The 23,938-nt window shown below is 70.2% G+C and carries 23 protein-coding genes and 1 pseudogene; 11 read left to right on the plus strand and 13 right to left on the minus strand.

Features of this window, described 5'->3' with window-relative positions:
• Nucleotides 1–100: 100 nt before the first annotated feature.
• The 3 genes from OHO27_RS01630 to OHO27_RS01640 all read right to left on the minus strand — a co-directional run bounded on the left by OHO27_RS01630 (nucleotide 101) and on the right by OHO27_RS01640 (nucleotide 3,387).
• Nucleotides 101–871 (minus strand): hypothetical protein, encoded by a 771-nt coding sequence (locus OHO27_RS01630; protein ID WP_328419554.1) that lies wholly within the window; start codon nucleotides 869–871, stop codon nucleotides 101–103.
• A 157-nt stretch (nucleotides 872–1,028) separates the two neighbouring features.
• A complete protein-coding gene (locus OHO27_RS01635) occupies nucleotides 1,029–2,126 on the minus strand; it encodes a serine hydrolase domain-containing protein (RefSeq protein ID WP_328419556.1) in 1,098 nt (365 codons plus the stop codon).
• Between the two features lie 49 nt (nucleotides 2,127–2,175).
• The gene (locus tag OHO27_RS01640) at nucleotides 2,176–3,387 is read right to left on the minus strand and encodes an erythromycin esterase family protein (RefSeq protein ID WP_328419558.1); all 1,212 of its coding nucleotides are present in this window, start codon (nucleotides 3,385–3,387) and stop codon (nucleotides 2,176–2,178) included.
• 58 nt (nucleotides 3,388–3,445) lie between these two features.
• Here OHO27_RS01640 and OHO27_RS01645 point away from each other — a divergent pair, with 58 nt between their 5' ends.
• Nucleotides 3,446–4,195, plus strand: coding sequence for a TioE family transcriptional regulator (locus OHO27_RS01645; protein WP_328419560.1), 750 nt, complete (start codon nucleotides 3,446–3,448; stop codon nucleotides 4,193–4,195).
• 219 nt (nucleotides 4,196–4,414) lie between these two features.
• On the opposite strand, the gene OHO27_RS01650 is transcribed toward OHO27_RS01645, so the two are convergent.
• Together OHO27_RS01650 and OHO27_RS01655 are read right to left on the minus strand one after the other, a co-directional pair.
• On the minus strand, nucleotides 4,415–4,708 hold the full coding sequence (locus OHO27_RS01650; protein ID WP_328419562.1) for a hypothetical protein: 294 nt from the start codon (nucleotides 4,706–4,708) through the stop codon (nucleotides 4,415–4,417).
• A gap of 178 nt (nucleotides 4,709–4,886) precedes the next feature.
• Complete coding sequence (locus OHO27_RS01655; protein ID WP_328419564.1) at nucleotides 4,887–5,345, minus strand: SRPBCC family protein; 459 nt, start codon at nucleotides 5,343–5,345, stop codon at nucleotides 4,887–4,889.
• A gap of 190 nt (nucleotides 5,346–5,535) precedes the next feature.
• On the opposite strand from OHO27_RS01655, the gene OHO27_RS01660 reads away from it, so the two are divergent.
• Nucleotides 5,536–6,027, plus strand: coding sequence for a flavin reductase family protein (locus OHO27_RS01660; protein WP_328419566.1), 492 nt, complete (start codon nucleotides 5,536–5,538; stop codon nucleotides 6,025–6,027).
• A gap of 89 nt (nucleotides 6,028–6,116) precedes the next feature.
• On the opposite strand, the gene OHO27_RS01665 is transcribed toward OHO27_RS01660, so the two are convergent.
• Nucleotides 6,117–6,749: a TetR/AcrR family transcriptional regulator gene (locus OHO27_RS01665; protein ID WP_328419568.1), complete on the minus strand. Its 633-nt coding sequence runs from the start codon at nucleotides 6,747–6,749 to the stop codon at nucleotides 6,117–6,119.
• Nucleotides 6,750–6,943: 194 nt separating this feature from the next.
• Between OHO27_RS01665 and OHO27_RS01670 the strand changes: the two genes are divergently transcribed.
• The 3 genes from OHO27_RS01670 (at nucleotide 6,944) to OHO27_RS01680 (ending at nucleotide 10,216) form a co-directional block, all read left to right on the plus strand.
• Complete coding sequence (locus tag OHO27_RS01670) at nucleotides 6,944–8,350, plus strand: MFS transporter (RefSeq protein ID WP_328430318.1); 1,407 nt, start codon at nucleotides 6,944–6,946, stop codon at nucleotides 8,348–8,350.
• Nucleotides 8,347–9,594: an FAD-dependent monooxygenase gene (locus OHO27_RS01675; RefSeq protein WP_328419570.1), complete on the plus strand. Its 1,248-nt coding sequence runs from the start codon at nucleotides 8,347–8,349 to the stop codon at nucleotides 9,592–9,594. Before OHO27_RS01670 ends, OHO27_RS01675 begins: the two co-directional genes overlap by 4 nt.
• 199 nt (nucleotides 9,595–9,793) lie before the next feature.
• On the plus strand, nucleotides 9,794–10,216 hold the full coding sequence (locus OHO27_RS01680) for a hypothetical protein (protein WP_328419572.1): 423 nt from the start codon (nucleotides 9,794–9,796) through the stop codon (nucleotides 10,214–10,216).
• Nucleotides 10,217–10,258: 42 nt separating this feature from the next.
• On the opposite strand, the gene OHO27_RS01685 is transcribed toward OHO27_RS01680, so the two are convergent.
• Both OHO27_RS01685 and OHO27_RS01690 read right to left on the minus strand, forming a co-directional pair.
• On the minus strand, nucleotides 10,259–10,480 hold the full coding sequence (locus OHO27_RS01685) for a ferredoxin (protein ID WP_328419574.1): 222 nt from the start codon (nucleotides 10,478–10,480) through the stop codon (nucleotides 10,259–10,261).
• Nucleotides 10,477–11,679: a cytochrome P450 gene (locus OHO27_RS01690; protein WP_328419576.1), complete on the minus strand. Its 1,203-nt coding sequence runs from the start codon at nucleotides 11,677–11,679 to the stop codon at nucleotides 10,477–10,479. Before OHO27_RS01690 ends, OHO27_RS01685 begins: the two co-directional genes overlap by 4 nt.
• Before the next feature lie 335 nt (nucleotides 11,680–12,014).
• Here OHO27_RS01690 and OHO27_RS01695 point away from each other — a divergent pair, with 335 nt between their 5' ends.
• Nucleotides 12,015–12,989, plus strand: coding sequence for a serine hydrolase (locus OHO27_RS01695; protein WP_328419578.1), 975 nt, complete (start codon nucleotides 12,015–12,017; stop codon nucleotides 12,987–12,989).
• Nucleotides 12,990–13,625: 636 nt separating this feature from the next.
• Here OHO27_RS01695 and OHO27_RS01700 read toward each other — a convergent pair.
• A complete protein-coding gene (locus OHO27_RS01700) occupies nucleotides 13,626–13,871 on the minus strand; it encodes a DUF5133 domain-containing protein (protein ID WP_328419579.1) in 246 nt (81 codons plus the stop codon).
• Nucleotides 13,872–14,061: 190 nt separating this feature from the next.
• Entirely contained in the window at nucleotides 14,062–15,027 is a 966-nt protein-coding gene (locus OHO27_RS01705) for a YihY/virulence factor BrkB family protein (RefSeq protein WP_328419581.1), read from the minus strand.
• Nucleotides 15,028–15,243: 216 nt separating this feature from the next.
• Between OHO27_RS01705 and OHO27_RS01710 the strand changes: the two genes are divergently transcribed.
• The 4 genes from OHO27_RS01710 to OHO27_RS01725 all read left to right on the plus strand — a co-directional run bounded on the left by OHO27_RS01710 (nucleotide 15,244) and on the right by OHO27_RS01725 (nucleotide 21,187).
• Nucleotides 15,244–16,251 carry an NADP-dependent oxidoreductase gene (locus tag OHO27_RS01710; RefSeq protein ID WP_328419583.1) on the plus strand — a complete coding sequence of 336 codons (1,008 nt, stop codon included), beginning with the start codon at nucleotides 15,244–15,246 and terminating at the stop codon, nucleotides 16,249–16,251.
• 24 nt (nucleotides 16,252–16,275) lie between these two features.
• Nucleotides 16,276–17,328, plus strand: a complete 1,053-nt coding sequence (locus OHO27_RS01715) for an alcohol dehydrogenase catalytic domain-containing protein (protein WP_328419585.1) — start codon at nucleotides 16,276–16,278, stop codon at nucleotides 17,326–17,328.
• A gap of 1,477 nt (nucleotides 17,329–18,805) precedes the next feature.
• Nucleotides 18,806–20,506, plus strand: a complete 1,701-nt coding sequence (locus OHO27_RS43050) for a hypothetical protein (RefSeq protein ID WP_443059504.1) — start codon at nucleotides 18,806–18,808, stop codon at nucleotides 20,504–20,506.
• Between the two features lie 174 nt (nucleotides 20,507–20,680).
• The gene (locus tag OHO27_RS01725; protein WP_328419587.1) at nucleotides 20,681–21,187 is read left to right on the plus strand and encodes a GNAT family N-acetyltransferase; all 507 of its coding nucleotides are present in this window, start codon (nucleotides 20,681–20,683) and stop codon (nucleotides 21,185–21,187) included.
• 84 nt (nucleotides 21,188–21,271) lie between these two features.
• Here the strand turns inward: OHO27_RS01725 and OHO27_RS01730 are convergent, their stop codons facing one another.
• Nucleotides 21,272–21,604 carry an acyl-CoA-like ligand-binding transcription factor gene (locus OHO27_RS01730; RefSeq protein ID WP_328419589.1) on the minus strand — a complete coding sequence of 111 codons (333 nt, stop codon included), beginning with the start codon at nucleotides 21,602–21,604 and terminating at the stop codon, nucleotides 21,272–21,274.
• Nucleotides 21,605–21,650: 46 nt separating this feature from the next.
• Between OHO27_RS01730 and OHO27_RS01735 the strand changes: the two genes are divergently transcribed.
• Nucleotides 21,651–22,283 carry an SDR family NAD(P)-dependent oxidoreductase gene (locus OHO27_RS01735; RefSeq protein WP_328430319.1) on the plus strand — a complete coding sequence of 211 codons (633 nt, stop codon included), beginning with the start codon at nucleotides 21,651–21,653 and terminating at the stop codon, nucleotides 22,281–22,283.
• Nucleotides 22,284–22,347: 64 nt separating this feature from the next.
• On the opposite strand, the gene OHO27_RS01740 is transcribed toward OHO27_RS01735, so the two are convergent.
• Both OHO27_RS01740 and OHO27_RS01745 read right to left on the minus strand, forming a co-directional pair.
• Nucleotides 22,348–23,010 carry a spherulation-specific family 4 protein gene (locus OHO27_RS01740; protein ID WP_328419591.1) on the minus strand — a complete coding sequence of 221 codons (663 nt, stop codon included), beginning with the start codon at nucleotides 23,008–23,010 and terminating at the stop codon, nucleotides 22,348–22,350.
• Nucleotides 23,007–23,932: pseudogene (locus OHO27_RS01745) on the minus strand (NAD-dependent epimerase/dehydratase family protein). The gene OHO27_RS01740 and the pseudogene OHO27_RS01745 overlap by 4 nt, the downstream one beginning before the upstream one ends.
• Between the last annotated feature and the right edge of the window lie 6 nt (nucleotides 23,933–23,938).

A 23,938-nucleotide genomic window follows, 5' to 3' on the forward strand; every position in this document is an offset into this window, starting at 1 on the left:
TGAGGGACGTCGCCAGTGCCATGACCGCAAACTTCGCCGCGTTGCTCTCGTCGGGCAGGTGAGAAGCAACGACCAGTGAACGGCGGGAGGATGGCGCTGTTCAGTCGACCTCGCCGGTCTCACGAAGGAGGTCACGGTCCGCCTCCGGAGCCATCATCGGGCCGGCCTTACGTGTGACCGGGACGCACGCCTCTCCGTCATCGGCCAAGAGCTTCTCCAGGTCCTCGACGCGGAGATAGCAGTCACCGTCGACGCCCCAGGCACGCCCCCATGAGTTACGGAGCCGTACAACGGGCATCGTGCCGCTGTGTCCGCGCAGACGCGCCTTGAACGAGACGCCGCGGACGAGGATCGCATGGCCACCGACGCCGCCCTCAGACACCTCGAGCAGTCCGTTCGGTGCCGGCTCCATCATCGAGTCGTACCACTTCACGCCGATGACGATGGGGCCGAAGTAGCCGAGAGTGCGCAGCACGTCGTCGACACCGAACGCCCAGCGGTACTCGTCCATGTATCCACGGGCAACGATCGCCTTGGCGCCCGCCAACACCGACGTACCGTCGTAGTTCTCCCCGGGCAACTCATCGAGCTGCTGTGCTTCCCGGTACACCTTGCGGGCGAACCCGTCGTCCACGCCGGGTACCTGCACAGGGGTGGCGATGAGCTCATGAGACCAGGCGAAGCCGACGCAGGCGCCCTCGCGGCCCTGGTCGAGCCAGCTCGGACAGGCCCATCCGGCAGAGCGCAACGGTGCACCCTCAGCGACCAGCGCCCGAATCGGAAAGTTCCTGCTGCGCTCGTCGAACTGCGGGACTCGGTCAAGGCGCGGATCGATGGTCGTGTAGCCGTTCTTCAAAGGCAGGGCACCCATGCGGCTCCTTATGTTGCTGCACTGGTCTCCAGTTGACTTGAGCCCGCACCGAGGCGCACCCGGAGCGTCTGGTCCTTACGCCGAGCGGGGACATGCAACAGGGGGCCCGACTGGCGAGGACGCGGCAGAGGAGGAGCTGTGGAGCGCCTCCTTCGCGTCACATACGGGGCGGCACCGAGGATGACACCTCGGCCAAGAGGCGCTCCACCTCGGCGCCCCAGCGTGAGGCGATCACCAGGTCGCGTGCCGGGTCCACCCACAGCAGGTGGTTGCCGCCGTTGCCGCGGGCGCAGCGGCCCGTGCGTGGGGCACGGGGCCATACCGTGCCGTGGTCGTTGAGCCACCACGACAGGCCGTATTCGGGCTTGACCAGGCAGGGAGTCCACAGCTCCTCGATCCAGCGACGCGACAGGACCTGACGCTCCCTCCATGCCCCGCCGCGCAGACACAGCGTGCCGACGCGGGCCAGGTCCAGCGCGCTGATCCACAGGCCGCCACCCCAGTGCGCGCCTCCGGAGACCACTGGCACCTCGGTGCCGTCGATGTCGACCACCGAGTTCTCGTAGCCGTGCCAGGACCAGCCGTCGGAGGCGCCGACCGGCGTCATGACCCGCTCGCGCAGCACGTCCGGCAGGGCACGGCCGAACAGGACCGTGAGCGCCAGAGCCGTCAGGTTCACCCGTACGTCGTTGTAGGCCCAGCCGGCGCCGGGCGGTCCGCCCGCCGACTCCGTGCCCTCGCGGGTGCTCTGCGCGTCCACCCAGGTCGGCTTGGACCACAGCTCGCCCTCCCACTGGCTGGTCTGGCCCAGCAGATGGCGCCAGGTGATCGCACGCCCGTGGGCGGTGCCGAACTCGGGCAGGTCCACCGACTCCGACACGGGCTCGTCCAGGCGCAACGCCCCGTCGTCGAAGGCGACGCCCGCCACCAGCGACAGCACGCTCTTCGTGGCGCTGTAGGCCATCTCCGCTCGGGTCGGGTCGCCCCACGAGGCCAGAACCGCGCCGCGCCGCACGACGACACCGCAGGCCCCCTGACCGTCGAGGAGCGGGCCGAGGACCTCGCGGTGGGCGGCGTCCGACACCTGGCGGGCGAGATACGCCGCCATGTCGTCGATGCCCGCCACCGGCCGCCCCGCCTGGGCCCGCACGGCCTGCGTGAGAGCTTCCGCGTCCACTTGCTCCCAGGGGTCGTCGCCGGTCCGATCCCGCTCATGCAGGACCTGACCGCCGTATCGCCATGTCACCGCGTCCACGTCACACACCTCCGTTGAAGGGTACGGAGCCCGCTTCGACGAACTGACCTCAGCCGTGCGGGACGTCCCGGACGTCCTTGACGAATACGATGCCGTCGGCGTCCGCCAAGTGGGCCGGGTCGAACGGGGCGTAGCCGAACCAGGGGGATTCGCGGAGCGCGGGCCGCGTCTCGCCGAAAGCGGTGGCCAGGCGCGGGGCGTCGATGATGTAGCAGTCGTCCGGGAGCGCGTACAGGAGCCCTTCGAGGGTGTCCGGGGGCGGGGTGTCCACTCCCTGGTGCCGGATCGTGCCGAGGGTCGTGGCCACGAAGGCGTATTCCTCGCCGAGTTGGGCGCTCACCAGCGCACCGGCGCTCCACCATTCCACCGCCCCCTCCCACATCTGCATCGTGCTCTTCTCCCGCTGGAGATGGGAGTTGTGGGCGTGGATGAATGCCGGGCCGCGAGAGGCAACGGCGAGGAGGTTGCGGGACATCATCAGATCCCGCTGTGCGCACAGCCGGGTCATGCGCGCCGGTGAGGTGTCGGCCATCCAGTGGTGGTAGCGCAGCAGGCCGGTCGCGGTACGTCCGTGCAGGCGTGCCCGGTCCCAGTCGTCCCGCGAGGTCGCCGTGAGCAGGTGCGGAGTCTGGGCGTCGAGCAGCGCGACCAGGTCGTCGGCGAGCAGGCGCAGTTGACCGGCGTCGGCCGACTGTCCCACGGACTGGGCCGGGTCCATCATCGCGGCGGGGTGGGTCCACCGGTCGTCGGTACCGAGCAGACGGTCCAGTGTTTCCGCGGTGCAGGGGAGCAGATCCGCGTCCACTCGGGCCGCGAGGTAGCTGTGGAGTGCGGTGAGGGCCTGGCGGGGGCTCGCGGCGCCGGTGATCTCCAGCGGGCCGTCGAAACCGGCGAAGCGGAGTTGCTCGGACGCGGGCCGGCCGTCGTTGTGGGCGCGCATCCAGTGCACGAGCTGGCGGTTGGCCGCGTGGGCGCCCCAGCCGTGGCTGAATCCGTGCTTCATGACCTCATCGAGAGACCCCCTGCCGGACGTGACGTAGTCGTCCACGACCATGCCCGTCATGCAGTCGCTCTCGAGCGCGATCGTCCGGTAGCCCTCCTGCTCGACGAGTTGGCGGAACAACGCGTTGCGCTGTTCGAGCAGCGTGTCCTCACCGTGGGTGGGCTCGCCCAGGGCGAGCAGCCGGGGCCGGGCGGGCAGCAGCCTCATGATGGCCGCAGCCTCGAAGCCATGGATGGAATCCTCGATGTGAGTCGCCATGCCTTCAACGGTATCGTTGAACCTTCGGTTGAAAGTTTTTCGTGATATCGGCAGGGACATGGGACAGAACCTTCAAACCGAGGCTCGGCTCCGGCCGGTTGATCTGGCGCGCGGGCACGGTCTGTCCACGCAGGCGGTCAGGAACTACGAAGAGGCCGGCATCCTTCCGGCCGCCGGCCGCACACCCCACGGCTACCGCACCTACACCCCGGTGCACGCAGGGGCCCTGCGCGCCTTTCTTGCCCTGGTGCCCGGCCACGGCCACCAGACAGCGACGTCGATCATGCGGGCGGTGAACCAGGGCGCGGACGACGAGGCGTTCCGTCTCATCGACGAGAGCCACGCCCAGCTTCTCGATGACCGGCGGACCCTCCAGGCAGTGGAGAGCGCCCTCCGCGATCTGGAGCCCACTACGGCGGCCGAGCACGGTCAGGGGTCCGAGCCGGTCGCGGTGTCCGGGCCCGGCGGCACGTTCATCGGGTCGCTGGCTGAGGAACTCGGCATTCGGCCCGCGACACTGCGCAAGTGGGAACGCGTCGGGCTGGTGGCCCCTCACCGTGACCCACAGACCGGGTACCGCCGCTACGACGAGGCCGACGTGCGGGACGCCCGGCTGGCCCACCAACTCAGGCGGGGCGGCTACCTGCTGGAGCAGATCGCCCCGCTGATCGCCCAGGTGCGGGCGGCCGGCGGTCTGGAACCGCTGGAGGCCGCACTGTGCGACTGGCGCGGCCGGCTGTCCGCCCGCGGGCGGGCGATGCTGACCGGGGCCGCGGAGCTGGAGGCGTACGTCCGTAAACGCGGATGAGGATTCGGTCGCCCTACTGCGGGATCAGGTCCAGGATCAGGCAGCGAAGCCGATGGTAGGTCTCGATGTGTGCCAGGTTCGTTCTCGATGGGCTTCGCCTGCCGTCCAGCCATGCCTTGAGGGTGCCTGTGACGAGGCCTTTGGGTTGCCACTGGCCGACGACCCTGACCTGCAGTGATGCCAACAAGATTCGGTACTCCGGCCGAGACTTTTCGAGCTTTACTTGGCGCTTTGGTCCAGCGTCAGTGGTGGGGGCGCCAGACCCCGCACGGTGACAGCACCTCGCGAACCGCCACGCGCGACGACCTGCCCGCCGGCCATGACCGTCACCTTCCGAACGCCGGGCGCCTCCCAGACGATGCGGTACGAACCGTCGTCGTCGGCGGTCACGGTGGCAGAGGTGAACGGGATGCGGTGCGTCGTGGACGTATGGGCGGCGGCCGGAGTGACCCTGACGGATGCGGCGGCAGCGGTGAGCGCGAAGGCGGCACCGGCGCGGATCAGGTTCTTCATGAACCGGATGCTGTGTGCACGGACTGACGTTGCAGCGAACAGTCGATGACTGACAGATTCTGCCGTGATGGCAGTTTGTGCCATCACCGCCGGGAGGCTCAGAACTCCGGGCAGGCGCGGTCACCTGTTGTGACAGGCCTGCTGCCCGCTACTCCGTCGGCCGACCGTGTGAAAGACGTCAGCGCTGGACAATCGCCGCTTCAGCCGCCGCCTTGATCCGGCTACCGAAGGCACCGGCATCCTTGCGGGCGGCGGCGAGCGCGAGGCCTACCAGGAGCTTGCCAACGCCGTGGCCCTCCAGAACGTTGTGGATACGGACCCGAGTCCTGCCTCCGGCCAGCGACTCCAGGTCGTAGCCGCCTTCGCGGGCCGTGACGGTGTTCTTCGATACCTCGGCCCACCGGATGCGCACCGGGGCTTCGAGGTCGGTGATGCGGAACTCCCTGGCCGTCTTCATGCCGGCGTCCTTGACCGTGCTGCGGAAGACCGTACCGACGGCGGTCGGGGCGTCCGGAACCCGCTCGATCCCGAGCACTCGGGGGCTGAACTGCGGATCGTTGCGTCCGTCGGCGAGGTAGTCGAACACCGCCTCGACAGGCCGATCGACCTCGACCGTCGCTTCAAACTGTCCTGACATCAGTGCTCCTCGATCGCGTGAGCCGCAGCAGCTTGACCACGGCTTGCTCGGAAACGTCCGTCGGACCGCCGGGCCGCGGGAAGCCTGCTTCGTACATACGCCGGCCGCGCCGTCCGTACTGCCGTATGGGCACCGTGACCCTATGGGACCACCGTTTCATGTGCCTGCGGGAGCGGGCGGATGCGTGAATATGGTGGGCATGGATGCGTTCACCGACAGGCTCAACCCCGACATGTACGTCGTCACGGCCACGGCGGGCGACGAGCGGGCGGGCTGCCTCGTGGGGTTCGCCTCGCAGTGCTCCATCCGGCCGGTGCGGTTCGTGGTGTGGCTGTCGAAGGTGAACCGAACGTATGAGGTGGCCCGTGCGGCCGATTTCCTCGCCGTACACCTGCTGAGCCGGGAGCAGCAGGAGCTCGCTGCCTTGTTCGGTGGCGAGACCGGTCACCAGGTGGACAAGTTCGCGCGTACGGCTTGGGCCCCGGGGCACAGTGGGGCCGCCGTGCTGCAGGACGCGTGCGCGTGGTTCGTCGGGAGCATCGAGCAGAGAATCGACGCCGGCGACCACGTCGGCTTCGTCCTGGATCCCGTGCAGTGCAGCGAGGGCGGGAACGCTGACGGCCCGGCGCTGCTGCGGCTCTCCGATGCCCTCTCCATCGAGCCCGGGCATCCGGTGGACTGAAGGGCCCTACCGAATACCCTGCGTCCCGGACGCGGGCGCACTGATGCCGGTGATCAGCCGGCTCACTGCCCGTTCATGCTGCCCCGGCGCTACCTGGGTCGGTATGCCCGGAGAAACGTCCGCACTCCCTCGACGATGAGCGGCCGGACACGGGCATCCTCCGTGGCGTTCGCCGAACCGAGTCTGTCCAGCGCGACGCCGAAGGTCAGCGCGATGAACTGGTCGGCCGCGAGGCGAGGGTCGGGGACCTCGAGCAGCCCGGCCGCGGCGAGGGCGGCGAATCGCTCGGCAATGGCCTCGTCGGGGGTGTCGGCCATGGAGTTGTAGCCCCGGTGCGGCAGGTGGGCGGATTCCGCCCGGACCAGTCGTTGCAGCGTTGTGTACTCCGCCGAGCCGAGCATGTCGGTCGCGATGCGCATCGAGAACGCGACCAGGGCGTCCTCGAGTTCGCCGTCCTCGGTGAGGTCGGTGAGGGTGTCGTCGAGGGTGCGCCGGATCGTGGTGATCAGTGACTGGCCGACGGCGTCGACGACCGCTTTCAGCAGCGTCTGCTTGTCCCCGAAGTAGTCGTAGACCGTCCGCTTGGACACCTCCGCCCGGGCGGCGACCGCGTCGACGCTGGAGCGGTCGAAGCCGTCGGCGAGGAACAGTTCCTGGGCCGCCGAGAGGATGGCGGCCCGCTTCGGCGTGGACCCCTCGCGCAGTGTCTTCGTGGTCGGCATGGGTACACCTTAACCGTCCTACACTGCACGGTGTAGTGTAATCTCGGCTCATGGCGCGGACCGCACTCGTACACCCGCTCCGCCCGGCGCAGCCGTGCAGGCGCCAACTCGGCCGCCACTTCCCCGGGTTACACCGGCAGCACTACGCGTGCGGCCGACCCCTCATTCGCCCGGCAATGACGGAAAGGACGTCCATGACCACAACGCTCGCTCCCCCGGTCCGCATCGGGAGGGCCGCTGTCGGGGCCCTCGGCTTGCTGGCAGTCGCCACCGGTGCCTTGGAGTCGGTGGTGACGCCGACGCTCCCGCTCCTGCAACGCGAGCTGGATATGAGTCCCGCCGAAGGGGCGTTACTCAGCATCGTGCTCCTCATCACCGGCGCGCTCGTCACACCGGTCGCAGGCAAGTTAGGCGACCGCTACGGCGGAAAACGGGTCCTGATCAGGCTGATGGCGGTGGTCTCGGCCGGCGGCCTGGTGTCCGCCCTGGCACCGAACCTGCCCGTGCTGCTGCTCGGCCAGGTGCTGCAGGGAGCGATGGTGGGCGCACTGCCCCTGTCGTTCATCCTGGTGCGCAACCACCTCCCCGCGGGCGAGTCGAAGGTGGCCATCGGGGTGGTCAGCGGTTTGTTCGTGGGCGGCGGGATGGCGGGCACGTTGTCGGCCGGGCCCGTCGCGGAAGGGCTGTCCCGACACTGGATGTTCGCGCTGCCGACGATCGCGGTCATCGGGGCCACGCTGCTGGTGAACAGGCTGATGCCGCACGATCTGCCGGGCCGGTCCGGCCGGTCGGGCGCCGTCGGGGTCGACTGGCCCGGCCTGGTCCTCTTGAGCGGGACGCTGGTCACGCTCATGCTCGTGCTCGCACTGGCCCCCGACCTCGGCGCGCAGCCACTCGTGCTCGGCGCCCTCATCGTGGTGCTGGCCGCTTTCGTGGCCGGATGGATAGCCGTTGAGCGTCGTGCGGCCTCGCCGATGGTCGATCTGCGCATGCTGGCGCGGCCTGCGGTGTGGAAGTCGTGCGTGCTGACGTTCCTGATCTGCGTCGGCACCGCGGTGCCGGTCCACCTCGTCCCGCAGCTGTTCGCGGTGTCCTCCGACGAGTACGGCTTCGGAGCCGGCGCCACCGAGATCGGCTTCTATCTGCTGCCCGGCGCCGTGGCCGCGTCGCTGGCCGGGCCGCTGGGTGGGATCGGGGCGCGGCGTTTCGGCTCGCGTGCCGTGGTCACCGCCGGGATCGTCATCATGGCCGCCGGGCTGATCACCCTGGCAGTCGTGCATACCGAGGTCTGGCACCTCGTCATCGGCAAGATGATGATCGCGCTCGCCAACGGCCTGTGCGTCACGGCGCTGGTGACCAGCACCGCCACGACCGTCGATCAAGGCGACACCGGCATCGCCACCAGCCTGGTGCTGGTGACGCGCGTGCTCGGTTACGCCGTGGGGGTGCAGGTCAGTGGTGCGATCCTCACCGCCGGGACCCCTTCCGGGTCGGATGTCCCGGCCGAATCGGCCTTCGTCACCGGCTTCGTCATGGCCGGCGCCGTCACGGCGCTGTGCCTGCTTGTCGTGCGGACCATGAACAAAGGAGTCAAGGAATGACGCGCACTGACCTGCCGAGGGAGTCGACGGAGCCGAGGGAGCCGACGGACATCTGTACGACGCCGAGGCGCAAGGTCCTGATATCCGGCGCCAGTATCGCGGGGCCAACCCTCGCGTTCTGGCTGAACCGCTACGGATTCGCCGTGACGGTGGTCGAGAAGGCAGGCACGCTTCGTGGCGGTGGGTACCCCATCGACGTACGCGGCACCGCACTTGAAGTCGTCCGGAGGATGGGAATCCTGCCGCAACTGCGGGACGCGCACATCGACCTGCGCCGGCTGACCTTCCTGCACGGGGACGGCAGCGAGGTGGCCTCGGTCAACCCGCACACCGTCACGGGCGGTGTCGCGGGACGGGACCTGGAGGTGCGGCGCGGGGATCTGACCGACGCTCTCCATGCGGCGGTCCGTGACGACGTGGAGTTCTTGTTCAACGACTCCATCGAAACCCTCGACCAGTCCGGCCACGGGGTCGATGTCACCTTCCGCGGGGGCGGCAGGCGTACGTTCGACATGGTGTTCGGTGCAGACGGTCTGCACTCACGTACCCGCGAGTTCGTGTTCGGCCCCGAAGAGCAGTTCCACCGTTACCTCGGCTACTGCTTCGCCGGATTCACCATGCGCAACACCTTCGGGCTCTCCCACGAGGCCGTGCTGTGGAACACCCCGGGCAGGGCCGCGGTGCTCTACGCCGTGGGGGACAACGACGAGGTGCACGCCTTCCTGAACTTCGCCCACGAGGAACCGCCGTTCGACGCGTTCCGTAACACTGAAGCCCAACGGGACCTGGTCGCTGCGGTCTTCGCTGACGCGGGCTGGGAGGTCCCGGGCATGCTTGCCGCCATGCACCATGCGGATGACCTGTTCTTCGACGGGGTCAGCCAGATCCGCATGCCCCGCTGGTCCAGCGGCAGGGTCGCGCTGGTGGGCGACGCCGCGTACGCGCCCTCGTTCCTCACGGGGCAGGGCTCCAGTCTCGCGCTCGTCGGTGCGTACATGCTCGCCGGTGCCCTGGCCGACCGGGACCACGCCGCGGGCTTCGCCGCCTACGAACACCACACCCGTGAGTTCGTGACCGTGAACCAGGAGCTGGTCGGCGAGGGGGACGCCGCACTCTTCCCGACCACCGCTCTGGCTTTGGAGCAGCGCAACGACGTGCTGCGCAACCTCAGCGCCATGCCCCTCACGGAGGGACGACCGGCCCATTCGGCCCTCACCCTGCCCGAGTTCACACCCGTGAGGTGAGCCCGGGCGCGCGGGCCCGAACGTGCCTCATCGGAGGGGGCGGTGAGACGGGGCAGTCGTGTCACGCAGGGACGCGGTGCGGGGCCCCTGACATCTGTCAGGGACCGTTGGGGCCGGCGGCCCTCTACGTTCCTGTGCGCACCACCTCTGTCAGTCCCCGACAGCCCACCGTTCGACACCCACAGGAGCAACCGAACCCATGCGTCCCCAGCGATCCCTTCTCGGCGCGGTCGGCACCATGACCCTGGTGCTTGCCTCCGTCTTCGCCACCGGCTCGGCCCAGGCTGCGTCCTCCGCCACGTCCGCCGTCTCCCCGACGATCTCACCGGCCGCCCCCTCGCAGCTGGTGCCCTCCGGCGATCACGTCACCTGCGACACGGGCAACTTCTGCGCCGGCGTCTGGGACCCCACCGCCAACCAGTGGCGGGTCTTCTTCCTGTACGAGTGCAGCCGCTACTACCTGTCGAACTGGCACGGCACGGGCGAGGTCATGAACAGCCAGACCGACAACGCCCAGGCGACGATCCACGGCCAGAACGGCAACGTGATCCAGACCTTCCCGGTCAGCACCGACTCACCCGACGTGGACTGGGAGCCGGTCTGGTCGATCCGCAACTGCTGACCGAGAAGAGAGAACGAGGCACGGCATGAGGTGGCCCGGACCTCAGGGGCCGCCGGATCCCGGCTCGCGGAGGGTGATCGCCCCGGAGGGGCAGACTCCGGCGGCCATCTGTGCGGCGGCGCGTTGTGCGATGAGAGGCTCCGCGTGGAGCAGGAGCACGCGGCCGTCGTCCGGATCCTGGTCGAAGACCTCGGGGGCGGTCAGGGCGCACATCCCGGCGCCGATGCACCGCTCGCGGTCGACGTGCAGGTGCGTCGTCTTCATGACCCCTCCTTGTCCCAGGTGACGGGGAGGCTCTTCACTCCGTAGATGTCGGCGGTCTCCGGGCGCAGGCCGACTTCTTCAGCCGGTACGGCCAGACGCAGCGTGGGGAACCGGTCGATCAGCGCGCGGAAGGCGACCCGCATCTCGACGCGGGCCAGTTGCTGGCCCAGGCACTGGTGGATCCCGTGGCTGAAGGCCAGGTGCCCGGCCGTGTCCGGCCGTTGGAGGTCGAGTGCGTGGGGGTCGGTGAAGCGTTCGGGGTCGCGGTTGGCGGTGTTGTAGGACAGGACGACGGTCGTGCCGGCCTCGATGGTCCGGCCGCCCAGCTCGACGTCCTCGAGGGCCGTCCTCATGAACGTCTTGGCGACGCTCAGGTACCGCAGCAGTTCCTCCACGGCCCTGTCGGTGAGAGCGGGGTCGGCGCGCAGCGCGGCCAGCTGTGCCGGGTTCTGAAGGAGCGCGAAGGTGCCGAGGGACAGCATGTTGGCGGTGGTGTCGAATCCGGCGGCCAGCAGGATCAGGCTGATCCCCTTCAGCTCCTCGTCGGTGAGGTCGCTGTCGGTGAGTTCGCTGAGCACGTCGTCGGTGGGGTTCGCGCGCTTGGCGGCCACCAGGTGGGCGAGGTACTCCTGGGTTGCGGTGTAGGCCGCTATCAGTTTCTCGTCGCTCGTCTCCCCTCCCATGAACGTGTCGATCTGCTCCTGGAATGAGCCCCGGTCCTCATACGGCACGCCCAGCAGCTCGCAGATGACGATGGTCGGGATGGGCTTGGCGAACGCGCTCACCAGGTCGGTCGGAGGCCCGGCCTTCTCCATGGCGTCCAGGCAGTCGGCGGTGATCTGCTCGATGCGCTCGGTGAGAAGTCGCATCCGCCGTACCGTGAACTTGCCCACCAGCGGCTTGCGATAGCGCCCGTGCTGCGGCTCGTCCATGAGGAGAAACTCGCCGGGCGGCGCTGGAGGAACCTCGAAGTCCCCCACGTTCAGGAGCTCTTTGCGCGAGCTGAACCGCGAGTCGGCCAGGACCGACCTGACGAGTTCATAGCCGGTGATCAGCCAGCCGGGTTTTCCGCCCTCGTGGGTGAAGCGGCTGATGGGGCCGTGCCGACGGGCGTCGAGCAGCTCTGCCGGCGGGTCGAAGGGGCAGCCGGACCGACGCGCCGTCGGCAGCGTCGTGACGGTGTGGAGGGACTCGCTCATGTCCATTCCTCATCTCGCGATACTCCGTGTTTTACGTTGCTCGAAAGCTACGTTGCATTCACAATCGCGTCAATCCACATGAGTGCGTAACACCAGGTAGACAGCGATAAATTGAAGCAATGACGTTGCCGCCGAACGCAACGCCTCGTTGCAATAGATGAAAGCGAAGGCAATAGCCGAAGTCGCGACTCAGGGACCCGGGGCGGGGCCCGCCGGCGACTGACGAGTGACATGACACGCCGGTCCCGACGCCAATCACCACCATTGCATCCGGTTTGTCATATTTTCTGATTGTTCTCCGCTCCCCCGACAGGAACGCCGAGGCCTGCCCTGCCATGCCCGACGGACAGCCAAACCGGACGCACCCGACGCACTACCTCCTCGCGCACACGCTCAGGGTCTGCGCCGCCTGCGCCGCCACCGCAGTCGTGGCGTCGCTCGCGGCCTGCTCCGCCCCCGGCACGCCCCACGCCCACGAGGCGCAGTCGCCCTCCGCGCGGGCGGGCGCGCCCGCCCGCGGACCGGCTGCGCACCCGCGCGAACACCTGCGTGCCACTCTCGCGCGTGCGCTCCGGCCGGTCCTGCCGGACGGCGACACGCGGTTGGCGGTGGCCGTGCTCGACCTGGACAGCGCCTACCAGCGGATCACGTCGTACGGCGAGGAGGCGACGTTCGACACGGCGAGCATCAGCAAGGTGAACATCCTCGCGACACTGCTGCTCCAGGCACAGGACGAGGGCCGCGAGCTCACGTCCACCGAGCGCACATACGCCGAGGAGATGATCCGCACGAGCGACAACGCGGCGGCGAACGCCCTGTGGCGGGCGATCGGCAAGGACGAAGGACTCCATGCAGCGAACGAGCGGCTGGGGCTCTCCTCGACACGGAGCGGCCCCGGCATCAGCTGGGGCCTCACCCAGACCACCGCAACGGACCAGGTCAAGCTGTTGCGGGCGGTCTTCGCCGACGGCCGGTGGGCTCCGTCCCCTCCCAGGGGGCTGACCCAGGCGTCCCGCGCCGCCATCGGGCACCTGATGGACGGCATCGCGGACGACCAGGACTGGGGGGTGTCCGCCGCCCGCTCCCCCGGCTCCCGATGGGCCCTCAAGAACGGCTGGCTGCGGCGCAACACGACCGACCTGTGGGTCATCAACAGTGTCGGCCAGGTCAGGGTCCACGGTCACCGGTATCTCGTGTCGGTCCTCAGCGACGGCAACCCGACGATGGAAAGCGGGATCTCGCTCGTGGAACGAGCGGCGAGAGCGGCGATCGGCGCGGCCAGCACACACGCCCGGCCCTGGCCGCAGTAGCCTCGATCGGCTCCCGACGGTCGGCGGCAGCCCTGACTCCTCGCCCGCACCCCTCCTCACTTGTCCTAGGCGCGCTCATGGTCGCGTACGTCGTAAGAGGTATCGCTCGACCAGCGGGCTCATCCGCACGGCGGAACGACGTCACGACCGCTGACTGACGTGTGCGGGGCGGGTGTTGAGCAGGATCGGTCGTGGCGGAGCGAGGGTCGTCCACTCGCTCCCCGCTCTGCGGTTCCACAGCCCCGAATGGAGTTCCGTGATGTCCCGATTCAAGTCGCCCAGCCGCGCCGTCATTCGGCCATGTGCTCTCGTTTCTCCGACGTCCCTGCCGCACCGACGTCGACGGCGCCGCGTGGCGCCGCCCGCCACCACAGGCGCGGGCGGGCACGGCGTACGCCGGCCTGAGCGCACGGGCAGACGTCCACCCCTCGTGGACTCCACTCGGAGCAGTCCTGAGTCACCCGCCCAGCGGCCCCTCCCCCCACGGGCCGGGCGAGTGGCCGGATATGACGAAGTTCGGTGCCGCGGCGCAGGATCAGCATGTCGCCGTCGGCGTCCCGGCCGATCTGCCAAGGGCTCCCTTCGGTTGGGAGACCTTCCGGCCCGTACCCTCCGGGCAGAGGTCTGTCCGGCCTCCTACGCCGCCAGCGTCTTGTCCTCTCGCGTGGGGCCCTCACGGTCGGCGCGGTACCTCTGCAGCAGTGTGTCCGCTGCGGACAGAGCGTCCTCGGCGGTGCGGGCGTCGGTGATCACGCAGAGCGTGTACGTGGCGTCTTCGAGAGCGCGGCTGGTGCCACCGGTGGGAAGCACGTCGTGGGCGATGCGCGCCTCGGCGAACCGGGCCAGCGCGACACGCAGTTCCTTCTCAGCCGGAAGGAGCATGGCGATTCCTCTCTCCAAGCACAGCTCGCCTGGCGGCCGACGCCGCCGCGAGGAACAGGCTGCATACATGGCTCACGCGAGTCATCGACACAGAGCAGCGCGAGCAGAACTCCAAGTGCCCCGCCTGGAAAGGTCTACACCTGCGGACCGCCGGGACCCCTCGTGCGGGGGAACGGCCGGCCCGCCGGCCTCACCCGCCCGGACCCGGGTCCGGCCGGACGGCTGATTCGATGCCGGCGCGGGCCGCTTCCAGCTGGGCCGCGAACGCGATGCCGAGGAAGAGTGCGACGGCGGTGAGGTTGGCCCACAGCAGCAGGGCGATGAAGGCGGTGAGAGGGCCGTACACGGCACCGAAGGCGCCGCTCTCCTTGACGTACAGCGCGAGCAACCAGGTGGCCGACACCCACAGCAACAGGTGCACGGCCGAGCCGAAGGCCAGCCATGTGTAGCCGGGCTGGACGCGCCGCGGCGACCAACGGAAGATCACGGCGGAGGCCGCCCAGGCCAGCGCGAGCCCCAGCGGGATGTCGAGCACACCCCACCATTGCGGCCCGCTGTCCGCCCAGCCGGCGGTGTCCGCCACCGCGTCGCCCACGGCCTCGCCGGCGACGAGCACCACGAACCCCAGTACCAGGGGCAGACCGGCGGCGATCGCGAGGACTGTCGCCCGCGCGTATTTGCGCGGGAAGGGACGGTCGCGCTCGATGCCGTAGATACGGTTGGCGCCGCGCTCGATCTGGCCCATGGCGGAGGCGAGGTTCAGCAGTGCGAAGCCCAGACCGAGCCACAGGGCGAGCGTGCTCCAGGCGTCGCCGTGCGCGGTGCGCCGCGTCCCGTCGAAGGCATCCTCGACGATCTCCGCGCTCGCGCCCGGCACGATCCGGCCGAGCGTGAGCTCGACGACCCGGCCCACGCCCTCGGTGTGCACCGATGTCGCCAGGCCGACAAGCGCCACGGCGCAGGGAACCAGCCCCAGCACCACCTGGAAGGCCAGCGCCCGGGCGTTGGTGAACCCGTCCGCGTAACGGAACCGTGCGAAGGAGTCGGCCAGCAGCCGCAGCCCCCCGTAGTGGCGCAGAGCGGCGAACGCCTCGTCTCCGGAGAGTTCCTCCCCGATCATGTCCCGGGTCTGCGGCACGTGGACGGCGGTTCCCATGGCGTCGCCCCTCCTTGTCGTACGGCTGTTCCCTGACCGAATGCCCACCGAACCCGTTCGTCCGACCTCGGATTTCAGGTTTGTGCTGAAGCCGGTCCACGTCCCGGGCACAGCATCCCTTGCCTCACGCGCATCGGCACCGTACGCTCACGGGCCATACCGACCGGATGGTATGCAGCTCGACAGGTCACCGCGAGGACTGAGGAGTCGCCGAACATGAGCCGAACCAACCACCAGGTGCGCCTGGCCGCGCGTCCCGTGGGCGAGCCGCGGTCCACCGACTGGGAGCACGTGGAGGAGCCGGTCGGACAACCGGGCGACGGCGAGTTCCTGGTGCAGGTGCTCTGTCTGTCGATCGACCCGGCGATGCGCGGCTGGATGAACGCGGGCAGGTCCTACATCCGCCCGGTGGAGATCGGTGAGGTCATGCGCGCCGGTGCGGTGGGACGCGTGATCGCCTCACGGCACTCCGGCTTCGCGGTCGGCGACCACGTGTCGGGGTCGTTCGGCGTGCAGGAGTACTGCCTGTCGGACGGCCGAGATGTGATCAAGGTCGATCCGGCGGCGGCCCCCTTGCCGACGTATCTCGGCACCCTCGGCATGTCGGGGCTGACGGCCTACTTCGGACTGATCGACATCGGGCGTCCGGAGCAGGGCCAGACGGTCGTCGTCTCCGGTGCGGCGGGAGCGGTCGGCAGCGTCGTCGGTCAGATCGCCAAGATCATGGGCTGCCGGGTCATCGGCATCGCCGGCGGCGAGGCCAAATGCCGGCTGCTGGTCGACGAGTTCGGGTTCGACGCCGCGATCGACTACCAGAACGAGGACATTCGCAAGGCGCTGCGCACCCACGCCCCCGACGGCGTCGACGTGTACTTCGACAACGTCGGCGGCGACGTCCTGGACGCCGTACTGCTGCGGCTCGCACGCGGCGCACGCGTCGTCGTCTGCGGCGCGATCTCCCAGTACAACAGCGTCAAGCCGCAAGGGCCCGCGAACTACCTGTCGCTGCTGGTCAACCGGGCCACCATGACGGGCATGGTGGTCTTCGACTACGCCGACCGATACGCCGAGGGAATCACTCAGATGGCCACGTGGCGGAAGGAAGGCAGGCTGAAGTCGCTCGAGGACGTGGTGTCCGGTGACGTGGCGGCGTTCCCCGACACGCTGATGCGCCTGTTCCGCGGTGAGAACCGGGGCAAGCTCGTGCTGAAGATCGCGGACTGACCGGGCCGGGGGAGGAGCGATCCGATGAAGGCACTTACCTACCACGGCCGTCACGACATCCGTTACGGGGACGTCCCCGATCCGGCCGTCACGAGCCCCACGCACGCGGTCGTCCAGGTGACGACGGCCGGCATCTGCGGCAGCGACCTGCACATCTACCACGGCAACCCGTTCAGCCCGGAACTGGGCTACACACCGGGACATGAGTGTGTCGGCGTGGTCGTCGACACCGGCGACCAGGTCACCCGCTTCAAGCCCGGCGACCGGGTCCTGGTTCCCGCCTCGGCCGGCTGCACCCGGTGCCGGGCCTGCGCGGCCGGGTTCACCGCCCGGTGCGAGAACGCAAAGTCCAGTACGGAGCTCTGCTACGGCGTGAGCCCACAGCTCCCCGGCAGCCAGGCCGAGGCGCTCGCGGTGCCCCATGCCGACATCAACCTGGTGCACCTGCCCGAGGGCATCTCCGACGAGGCCGCCGTCGTCCTGACGGACAACGCTCCGACCGCCTGGTACGGCTGCCGTCGCGCCCGGATCCAGCCCGGCGAGACCGTCCTGGTCATCGGTCTGGGCCCGGTCGGCCTGATGGCCGCGCAGTCCGCCTTCTCGATGGGCGCCGCGCGTGTGCTCGGTGCGGACCTGGTCGCGGAGCGACGCGCGTTCGCCACGTCCCTGGGCGTCGAGCCGGTCGAGGGCGAGGACACGAAGGCCGCCGTACGGGAGATGACCGGTGGGCGTGGCCCGGACGCGGTGGTGGAGGCCGTGGGCTCGGACGCCACCATCGAGCTCGCCCTCAAGGCGGTCCGGCAGGCCGGCCGCGTCAGTGTCATCGGAGTCAGCCACAGCAAGGCTTTCCCCTTCCACATGGGACTGGCGCAGATCAAGGAACTCGAGTTCGCCATCGGGCTGTGCTCGATCCACTACGAACTTCCGACCCTGATCGCACTGGCCCAGGCCGGCCGGATCAAGCCGGAGGTCGTGGTGTCGCACCGTTTCCCCCTCTCCCAGGGCCCTGCCGCGTACGAACTCTTCGCCGACCGCTCGGACGGGGTCCGCAAGATCCTTCTCGATCCGACCGGCTGACCTTGATCGGCTCGCACACCCGCTCGTGACGAGTCGTGAGAATTCGCAACGTCCGTACGGTGCAGGGTGTTTGGGCGTGGGTATCTCCATCGGATCCGGGAGTGCCGGGTCGGGCGGATGCGACGGGGGCGGAGCGAGTGGGCAGAGAGGTGTGGAGCGGCAGCGCCGGGATCGAGGCGGCCGACGCCGTGTTCGAGTTGATGAGGCGACTCATCGACAACTTCCGGGACAACCCGCCGGTGACGCCGCTGGTGGTGCTGCAGGCCACCGAGGAGGACGACAGCGGCACCCTCGACCGGCGGGTCGAACAGGTCGTGGACTTCGTCCGCCAGGGCCATCAGCCGCGGGGGCTGATCGCCAAACGGCTGGACGGCTCAGGCGGCGTGGACGCCTACTCCTCGGCGATCGACATGGTGCGCCAGCTGTGCGAGCACCCTTGGGACAACCAGAACCAGTCGCAGTACAAGCCGTTCACGTTTCCGCGCTCACGGCTGCTGCGGGCCATCGAGCAGGCCGCGCCGGAGGTCGGCGGTGAGGTCAGCACGGTGTGGTCCGCCGCGCAACGCCGCGAACGGCTGATGCGACGCCTGGCCGAACTGCGCTGGCGGCCTGGGCGCGACCCGGACGGCGCCGACGAGGCGAACCGCGCCTCGGCGCTGACGGACACCGTCGGCGCCGTGGTGAACCCGTCCGGTTTCGTGGGGGCGATGTTCATCGCCTGCCTGAGCGTGCTGTTGGGCGAAGGCGGTTGGCAGACGGCTGTGTGGGGCGGTGCCCTGGCATTGGCGGCCTTCGGCGTGGCACACCTGCTGGCGCGCAGCGCGCCGCCGCTGCTGTGGCTGCGCCGAGCCAGCCGGTGGTTCGCGACCACGACGTTCCTGGCGCCTTCGAGCGACCGCCCGGCCGCCGCCGAGTGGTCGCGGTGGCGGCCGACGAAGTCCTGGGAGACCATCCGCGGCCGTGCCTTCGCCGCGGCCCAGCAGATCGTCGCCGCCGAGACCGGTGACATGACAGCACGTCAGTTCCATTTGGAGCTGCGGGTGCTGGCGTTGCTGGAGGACCTCCGCGAGAACTTCCGGCCGCGGACGCTTGACCTGCGGCGCCGTAAGCGCACCGTCCCGCCCGTGGTGTACCTGCCGTGCGCCACCGAGGACGACGGCGGCCTGCTGTTGCTGCGCGCGATCAGCAACGTACGCAGCCGCCGCAGCGAAGTGGATCCGCTGCTGGTACTGGCCGCGATCCCGGCGGCCGAGCGGTTGCGTCCGCCGGGATCCGAGGAGCCCGGGCCGCGCACCGGGGAGACCGGCGTGCTGCCCGCCGCACCGTCTGCGGGTGGGTCGGCAGGGGAGGATCCGGAGCGCGCCTACGGAGCGGACGCCAGGTACCAGGAGTGGGTGACCGGTCTCAACGTCGGCCAGTCCCCGGGCGCGCGGCCGCGCTGCCGTGGATCCTGCGGATACCGCTGTCGGCCGACGAGTTGGTCCGCCGGCACTCCACGCAGCACTCCACCACCAGGATCCGCCGTACGGCGGCCTGGCTGCTGTGGTCCAGGCCCTGCCTGGCGGTGGTCCTCGCCATCGGCCTCTGCCTCGGCTTCCTGGGCAACCGGTGGATGGCCCAGCGCTACTGCGAGGGCCGGCTGGTCGGCTCCAACACGGACTCCGTCCTGGTGGGCGGCGAGTGCGTGGGGGTCGCGACCGGGGACGTACGGCTGGCCGCGGGCAACGCGCTGGAACTGTACGGCGCCGGCAAGGGCATCACCTTCGACGCCGTCGAGCAGGCGATCCGGGCCGAGAACGCGAGGATCGGCCCGAAGGACAAGTACGTGACGATCGTCTACGCCGGCCCGGTGACCGCGGCGGACGAGTCCGGCACCCGCAAGGGACTCGAGGAGATCACGGGCGTCTACCTGTACCAGAGGTACGCCAACGTCAGCACCCACCAGCCCACGAAGATAAGGGTTCTGCTGGCCAACGGCGGCGAGAACATGCTCCAGGTGCTGCCCATGGCCCGGCACATAGCCGAGCTGGCCCGGCGCGACCGGTCGGTCGTCGGCGTCGTCGGCCTGGGACGGGACACCACGGAGAGCGATGACGCCGCGGAGATCCTCAAGGGCGCGGGCCTGCCCGTGGTGAGCACCACCAACTCCGGGAGCCACCTGGCGCGCAAGCTGTCGAACTGGTTCGGTCTGGCCGCCACCGACGAGGAGGAGGCGGACGCGATGCTCGTCGTCGCCGGACAACTCGCCCGGCGCGAGGACGGCGGCCGGGCCGTGGTCCTGGCCCGCAAGGTCGGCAGCGAGAAGGACTTCTACACGACCGAGCAGGCCAGAGTGGGCAAGGGCATGCTGGACCAGGCCGGCTTCACCCTGCTCCCCTCCCGGTCCTACCGGCTCAGCCCCAACGGCGAACCGGAACTCACCGACCCGGTCGAGGCGATCTGCGCCAGTGACCCCGTGCCCCGGGCCCTGTACTTCGCGGGCCGGGTGGAGGACGTGCCCAACCTGATGTCCCAACTCGGCTCCACGCCGGGCTGCTCCGGCCGGCACATGACGGTGTTCACCGGCGACGACCTGACCAAGAGCAACTACGACGAGGGCGAGAGTCTGCGCATCCCACCGGAGGTCACCCTCTACCACTTCGCGCTGGCGCCGATGGACCTCGTCGGCGCGACCGGCTTCTACCAGGACTCCCACCGCGTGCTCAGCGAGCTGCTCCCGGCGGGCACACCGGCGACCGCGCTCGCCGACCCTGCCCGGCCGTGGAACGACACACTGTTCTCCAGCGGTCAGTCGGTCCTGGCCTACAGCGCCACCGCGGTGCTGTACCGGGCCTCCAAGAACGGCGACGCCCCGCAGACCGCTCCGGAGACCTGGGCCGACCTGCGCTGGCGCCCCAACCCGAACCTGCCGGTCGGCACGGTCAGTTTCGCGGGCAGTCAGCCGTACGCCGACCAGCGGGGGCACGGCTACAAGATCGTGCGGGTGACCTACCGCGACCACAAGGTGCGCTCGGCGACCGTATGCGGGCGGCCCGCGGGCAGCGAACAGCCGCTCTCCGCACCGCCGGGCCGCAAGGGGCCGACCCTCGTACGGTGTGCCGGGAGGAGTGAATCCGACGGCACGGCACCTCACGCAGGCGCCCTCTGTATGCTGACGGCTGTTCGTGTCAACACGTGAAGTCAGAGACAGGGAGGTGGGGTCGATGACCGCGCTCGTGGCCACCATGCGCAGTGTCCGGGTCTCCCTCACGTCCCGGGCCGTGGCCTGACGCCATCCTGTCCGCCCTCGCTGGGAGCGTGAGCTCGCGGGGTGCCTGCACGAACACCACTCGGAAACGGATCATCATCCATCATGCGCAACTGGATCACGCGCGCTGAGACCGGCGCCGACATCCCCGCCGTACGCGACATCAACCTGGCCGCGTTCGAGACTCCCCTGGAGGCCGACCTCGTCGACGCACTGCGCGCCGACCCCGCCTGGATGGAGGGCCTGTCCCTGGTCGCCACGGACGACGACGGCCGCCCCGTCGGCTACGCCCTGCTGACCCGCTGCCACATCGGCGAGGTCCCAGCCCTGTGCCTGGCCCCGTGCGCCGTGCGGCCCGAGCAGCAAAGCAGCGGCGCCGGCTCCGCGGTCATCCGCGCCGCTCTCGCAGCGGCCAAGGAAAAGGGCGAGCACTACGTCGTCGTCCTGGGGCACCCGACGTACTACCCCCGGTTCGGCTTCGAGCGGGCCTCCGCCCACGGCATCGGCCTGACCATCGACGTGCCCGACGAGGCCCTGATGGCGCTCACGTTGGACGCCGCCCACCCGCTGCCCGGCGGAACGGTCCGCTACGCCGCACCGTTCGGCATCTGACCGACCACCCGCGGTGCGATCCGCGTCCACTGGCAGCTGTCGGACCCCGGATCGCGTCCTGGCCGTAGGGGTGCCGGTCGCGGGTCAGTCGCGGCCACCCCGCACGGCCGCTAGGCACTCGTCGTACGGGTCGGCCAGGTCGGGTCGTCCGTCGTGCCTGGCCCAGAGCTCGGTCGCGGTGTCGACACAGGCGAAGACCGTCGCGACGATCGCCTGGGCACGCGGGTCGGGGTCCGGGCCGGGGCCGGACGCGGCGCCCAGCCGGGCCTGGACGACCGGGACGAGCTCGGCCTGCCAGCGCAGCCGCTTCTCGATGTAGCGAGCGTGCAGCGAGGAGTATCGAAGATGAGTCGGGACAGCTCCAGCACTCGCTCCGGGGTGTGGTTGGCGGTCAGGACGACCTCGAATCCGCCGCAAAGAACGTCTGGAGAAGCTGGCGGCCGAGCTGCGCGCAGGTCACCGGATCCAGGTCCACGTGGTCCCGATGGACCTGGCCATGGCCAACCCGGGGCAAGCGCTGGCCGCGCACGTCGAGCGGCTCGGCCTGCGCGTCACCAGCCTGATCAACAACGCCGGGTTCGCCACCTTCGGCCCCTTCCACCGGACGGATCCGCAACGGATGCGCCGGGAGATCGCCGTCGACGTGACCGCGGTGGCCGACATCAGCCACGCCTTCATCGAGCAGCTGCGTACGGCGGGGCGCGGGGTACTCGTCAACGTGGCGAGCATGGCCGCCTACCAGCCCAACCCGCGGATGGCGCTCTACGGGGCGACGAAGGCGTTCGTACTGAGCCTCACCGAGGCGTGGTGGGAGGAGTCGCGCGGCACGGGTCTGCGGGTGCTGGCCCTGTCCCCCGGCGCCACCCGGACCGAGTTCTTCGACGTCGCGGGCAGCACGCAGGCCGCCGGAGGGACGCGGCTCGCCTCCCCCGTCGACGTCGTCCGCACCACGCTCGCCACCCTGGACCGCAGGAACCCGCCGCCCAGCGTCATCGCAGGCCGCATGAACCGGGTGATGGCCTTCCTCGCCCGCCGCCTGGCCACCCGACGGCAGGTCATCAGGGTCATCGGCCGGCTCACGGCCGACGCGGCATGACCAGGGGCACGGCCGGATCAGCCAGGGTCGACAGGGCCGGCCACGACGGCCGGGACGTCCCGCCTCACCTGTCCGCCTCGGTCAGCGCCGGGGTCAGCCCGGACCAGGGATTCGGGGGTTCTCCCGTGACCGGCCCGCACACGCCCGCGCCCCGCTCCTGCGCGGTCCTCATGGCGAGCGGCACGAGCGGTTCGGGCACGCCGTAGACGAGGTGGCACAACCGGTCGGAGGGCAGCCGCTCGGTCCACGAGGGGCGGCTGAAGTCCGACACGTACCTCGACCAGGGGCCCTCGAAGGTGACCGTCAGGTCGGCGAGCCGGGCGTAGCCGGGCGCGGGATGGACGCCGGGGTTGAGGACGACGGTCGAGGCCCCGAGACGGCGGGCGGAGCGGACCAGACGGCGGCAGTCCGGCAGTGCGTCCGGGGCTGCCGGCACCTGGTCCAGGAAGCAGCCGTCGACGCCGTACCACTCCTGATGCCGGCGCAGATCCGCGGTGATCTCGGCGTGTTCGCGGGCTCCGTAGTCCGTGTCGAGGTAGCCGAGCAGGCGGGCGCCCGCCGCGCGCAGTGCCTCGGCCGCCTTGGTGAACGCCGGATCGGGGACCCGGCCGGGGCCGTTCGCCGGGTTCAGTACGACGGCGTAGGTGCGCGCGGCGCGCGTGATGAGCCGGTGCCAGGCGCCCGGGTCCTCGGCCGGATGCACGTACAGCGGAATCAGCAGACTCACCGCGCCGGTGCCCCTTCGGCGCTGCGGGCCCGTGGGCGGACGGCCGCCCACAGTGCCGCCAGGGACGCGTCGAGGGTGTGGGACGGCGACCAGCCCAGGGCGTCACGGGCGGCGGTGATGTCCGAGCACTGCCACGACACCTGCGCGGAGCGGACCGATGCGCCGGACCCCGCCTCGTCGATCCGGCCGCGGAAAAGGGCCGCGTCCGCCAGCCCCCGCACCAGGTCCCGCACCGGGCGGGCGGCACCGCCGCCGATGTTGAGCACCGGCGGCAGCGGTCCTGCGGCGGTGACCGCCAGTTGGGCCGCCCGCGCCACATCCCGTACGTCCACGAAGTCACGGTATGCGGAGAGGTCACCGAGCCGCAGCGTGGCTGCCGGGTCGTCCCCGGCACCCGCGAGCAGAGCGGCGACGCGGCCGGGCAGTCCGGCGGGCGGGGCCCCCGGGCCGACCGGGTTCCCCACCCGTAGCACCACCGCGTCCAGCCCGGACGCGGTCACCGCCACCGTGCCGGCCAGCTTGGTGGCGCCGTACGGGCCGGCCGGCCGGGTCGCCGCCGACTCCGTCACCCGCGCTCCGGCTTCGGTGGGTCCGTACTCGGCTGCCGAGCCCAGATGGACCAGGCGGGCCGCGGGCGCCGCGTCCCGCAGTGCCGCGCACAGCACGGCCGGGCCACGGGCGTTCACCTCGGCGAGGGTGACGGCGTCGCCCCGGTCGCGCCCGCGCAGTTGACGACGGCGTCGGGCGCGACCTCGGCCACCACCGCTGCCAGGTCCTGCGGACGGTCGGCGGCCAGGTCCACCCTGACGTCGGCGGCGTGCGAGCGGCCGCCGACGAGGACCTGCGCGTCCGGCAGGGCGCGCAGGTGCTCGGCGATGTGCGTGCCGAGGTAGCCGGTGGCGCCGAGTACGAGGATGTGCATGGTTCC

This window comes from Streptomyces sp. NBC_00443, assembly GCF_036014175.1.
Classification (GTDB): domain Bacteria; phylum Actinomycetota; class Actinomycetes; order Streptomycetales; family Streptomycetaceae; genus Streptomyces.

Bases quoted from the DNA above. Each gene is read 5' to 3' on its own strand.
- OHO27_RS01630 (WP_328419554.1), bottom strand. From the start codon at position 871: ATGGGTGCCCTGCCTTTGAAGAACGGCTACACGACCATCGATCCGCGC.
- OHO27_RS01640 (WP_328419558.1), bottom strand. From the start codon at position 3,387: ATGGCGACTCACATCGAGGATTCCATCCATGGCTTCGAGGCTGCGGCC.
- OHO27_RS01645 (WP_328419560.1), top strand. From the start codon at position 3,446: ATGGGACAGAACCTTCAAACCGAGGCTCGGCTCCGGCCGGTTGATCTG.
- OHO27_RS01650 (WP_328419562.1), bottom strand. From the start codon at position 4,708: ATGAAGAACCTGATCCGCGCCGGTGCCGCCTTCGCGCTCACCGCTGCC.
- OHO27_RS01655 (WP_328419564.1), bottom strand. From the start codon at position 5,345: ATGTCAGGACAGTTTGAAGCGACGGTCGAGGTCGATCGGCCTGTCGAG.
- OHO27_RS01660 (WP_328419566.1), top strand. From the start codon at position 5,536: ATGGTGGGCATGGATGCGTTCACCGACAGGCTCAACCCCGACATGTAC.
- OHO27_RS01665 (WP_328419568.1), bottom strand. From the start codon at position 6,749: ATGCCGACCACGAAGACACTGCGCGAGGGGTCCACGCCGAAGCGGGCC.
- OHO27_RS01670 (WP_328430318.1), top strand. From the start codon at position 6,944: ATGACCACAACGCTCGCTCCCCCGGTCCGCATCGGGAGGGCCGCTGTC.
- OHO27_RS01675 (WP_328419570.1), top strand. From the start codon at position 8,347: ATGACGCGCACTGACCTGCCGAGGGAGTCGACGGAGCCGAGGGAGCCG.
- OHO27_RS01680 (WP_328419572.1), top strand. From the start codon at position 9,794: ATGCGTCCCCAGCGATCCCTTCTCGGCGCGGTCGGCACCATGACCCTG.
- OHO27_RS01685 (WP_328419574.1), bottom strand. From the start codon at position 10,480: ATGAAGACGACGCACCTGCACGTCGACCGCGAGCGGTGCATCGGCGCC.
- OHO27_RS01690 (WP_328419576.1), bottom strand. From the start codon at position 11,679: ATGAGCGAGTCCCTCCACACCGTCACGACGCTGCCGACGGCGCGTCGG.
- OHO27_RS01695 (WP_328419578.1), top strand. From the start codon at position 12,015: ATGCCCGACGGACAGCCAAACCGGACGCACCCGACGCACTACCTCCTC.
- OHO27_RS01700 (WP_328419579.1), bottom strand. From the start codon at position 13,871: ATGCTCCTTCCGGCTGAGAAGGAACTGCGTGTCGCGCTGGCCCGGTTC.
- OHO27_RS01705 (WP_328419581.1), bottom strand. From the start codon at position 15,027: ATGGGAACCGCCGTCCACGTGCCGCAGACCCGGGACATGATCGGGGAG.
- OHO27_RS01710 (WP_328419583.1), top strand. From the start codon at position 15,244: ATGAGCCGAACCAACCACCAGGTGCGCCTGGCCGCGCGTCCCGTGGGC.
- OHO27_RS01715 (WP_328419585.1), top strand. From the start codon at position 16,276: ATGAAGGCACTTACCTACCACGGCCGTCACGACATCCGTTACGGGGAC.
- OHO27_RS01725 (WP_328419587.1), top strand. From the start codon at position 20,681: ATGCGCAACTGGATCACGCGCGCTGAGACCGGCGCCGACATCCCCGCC.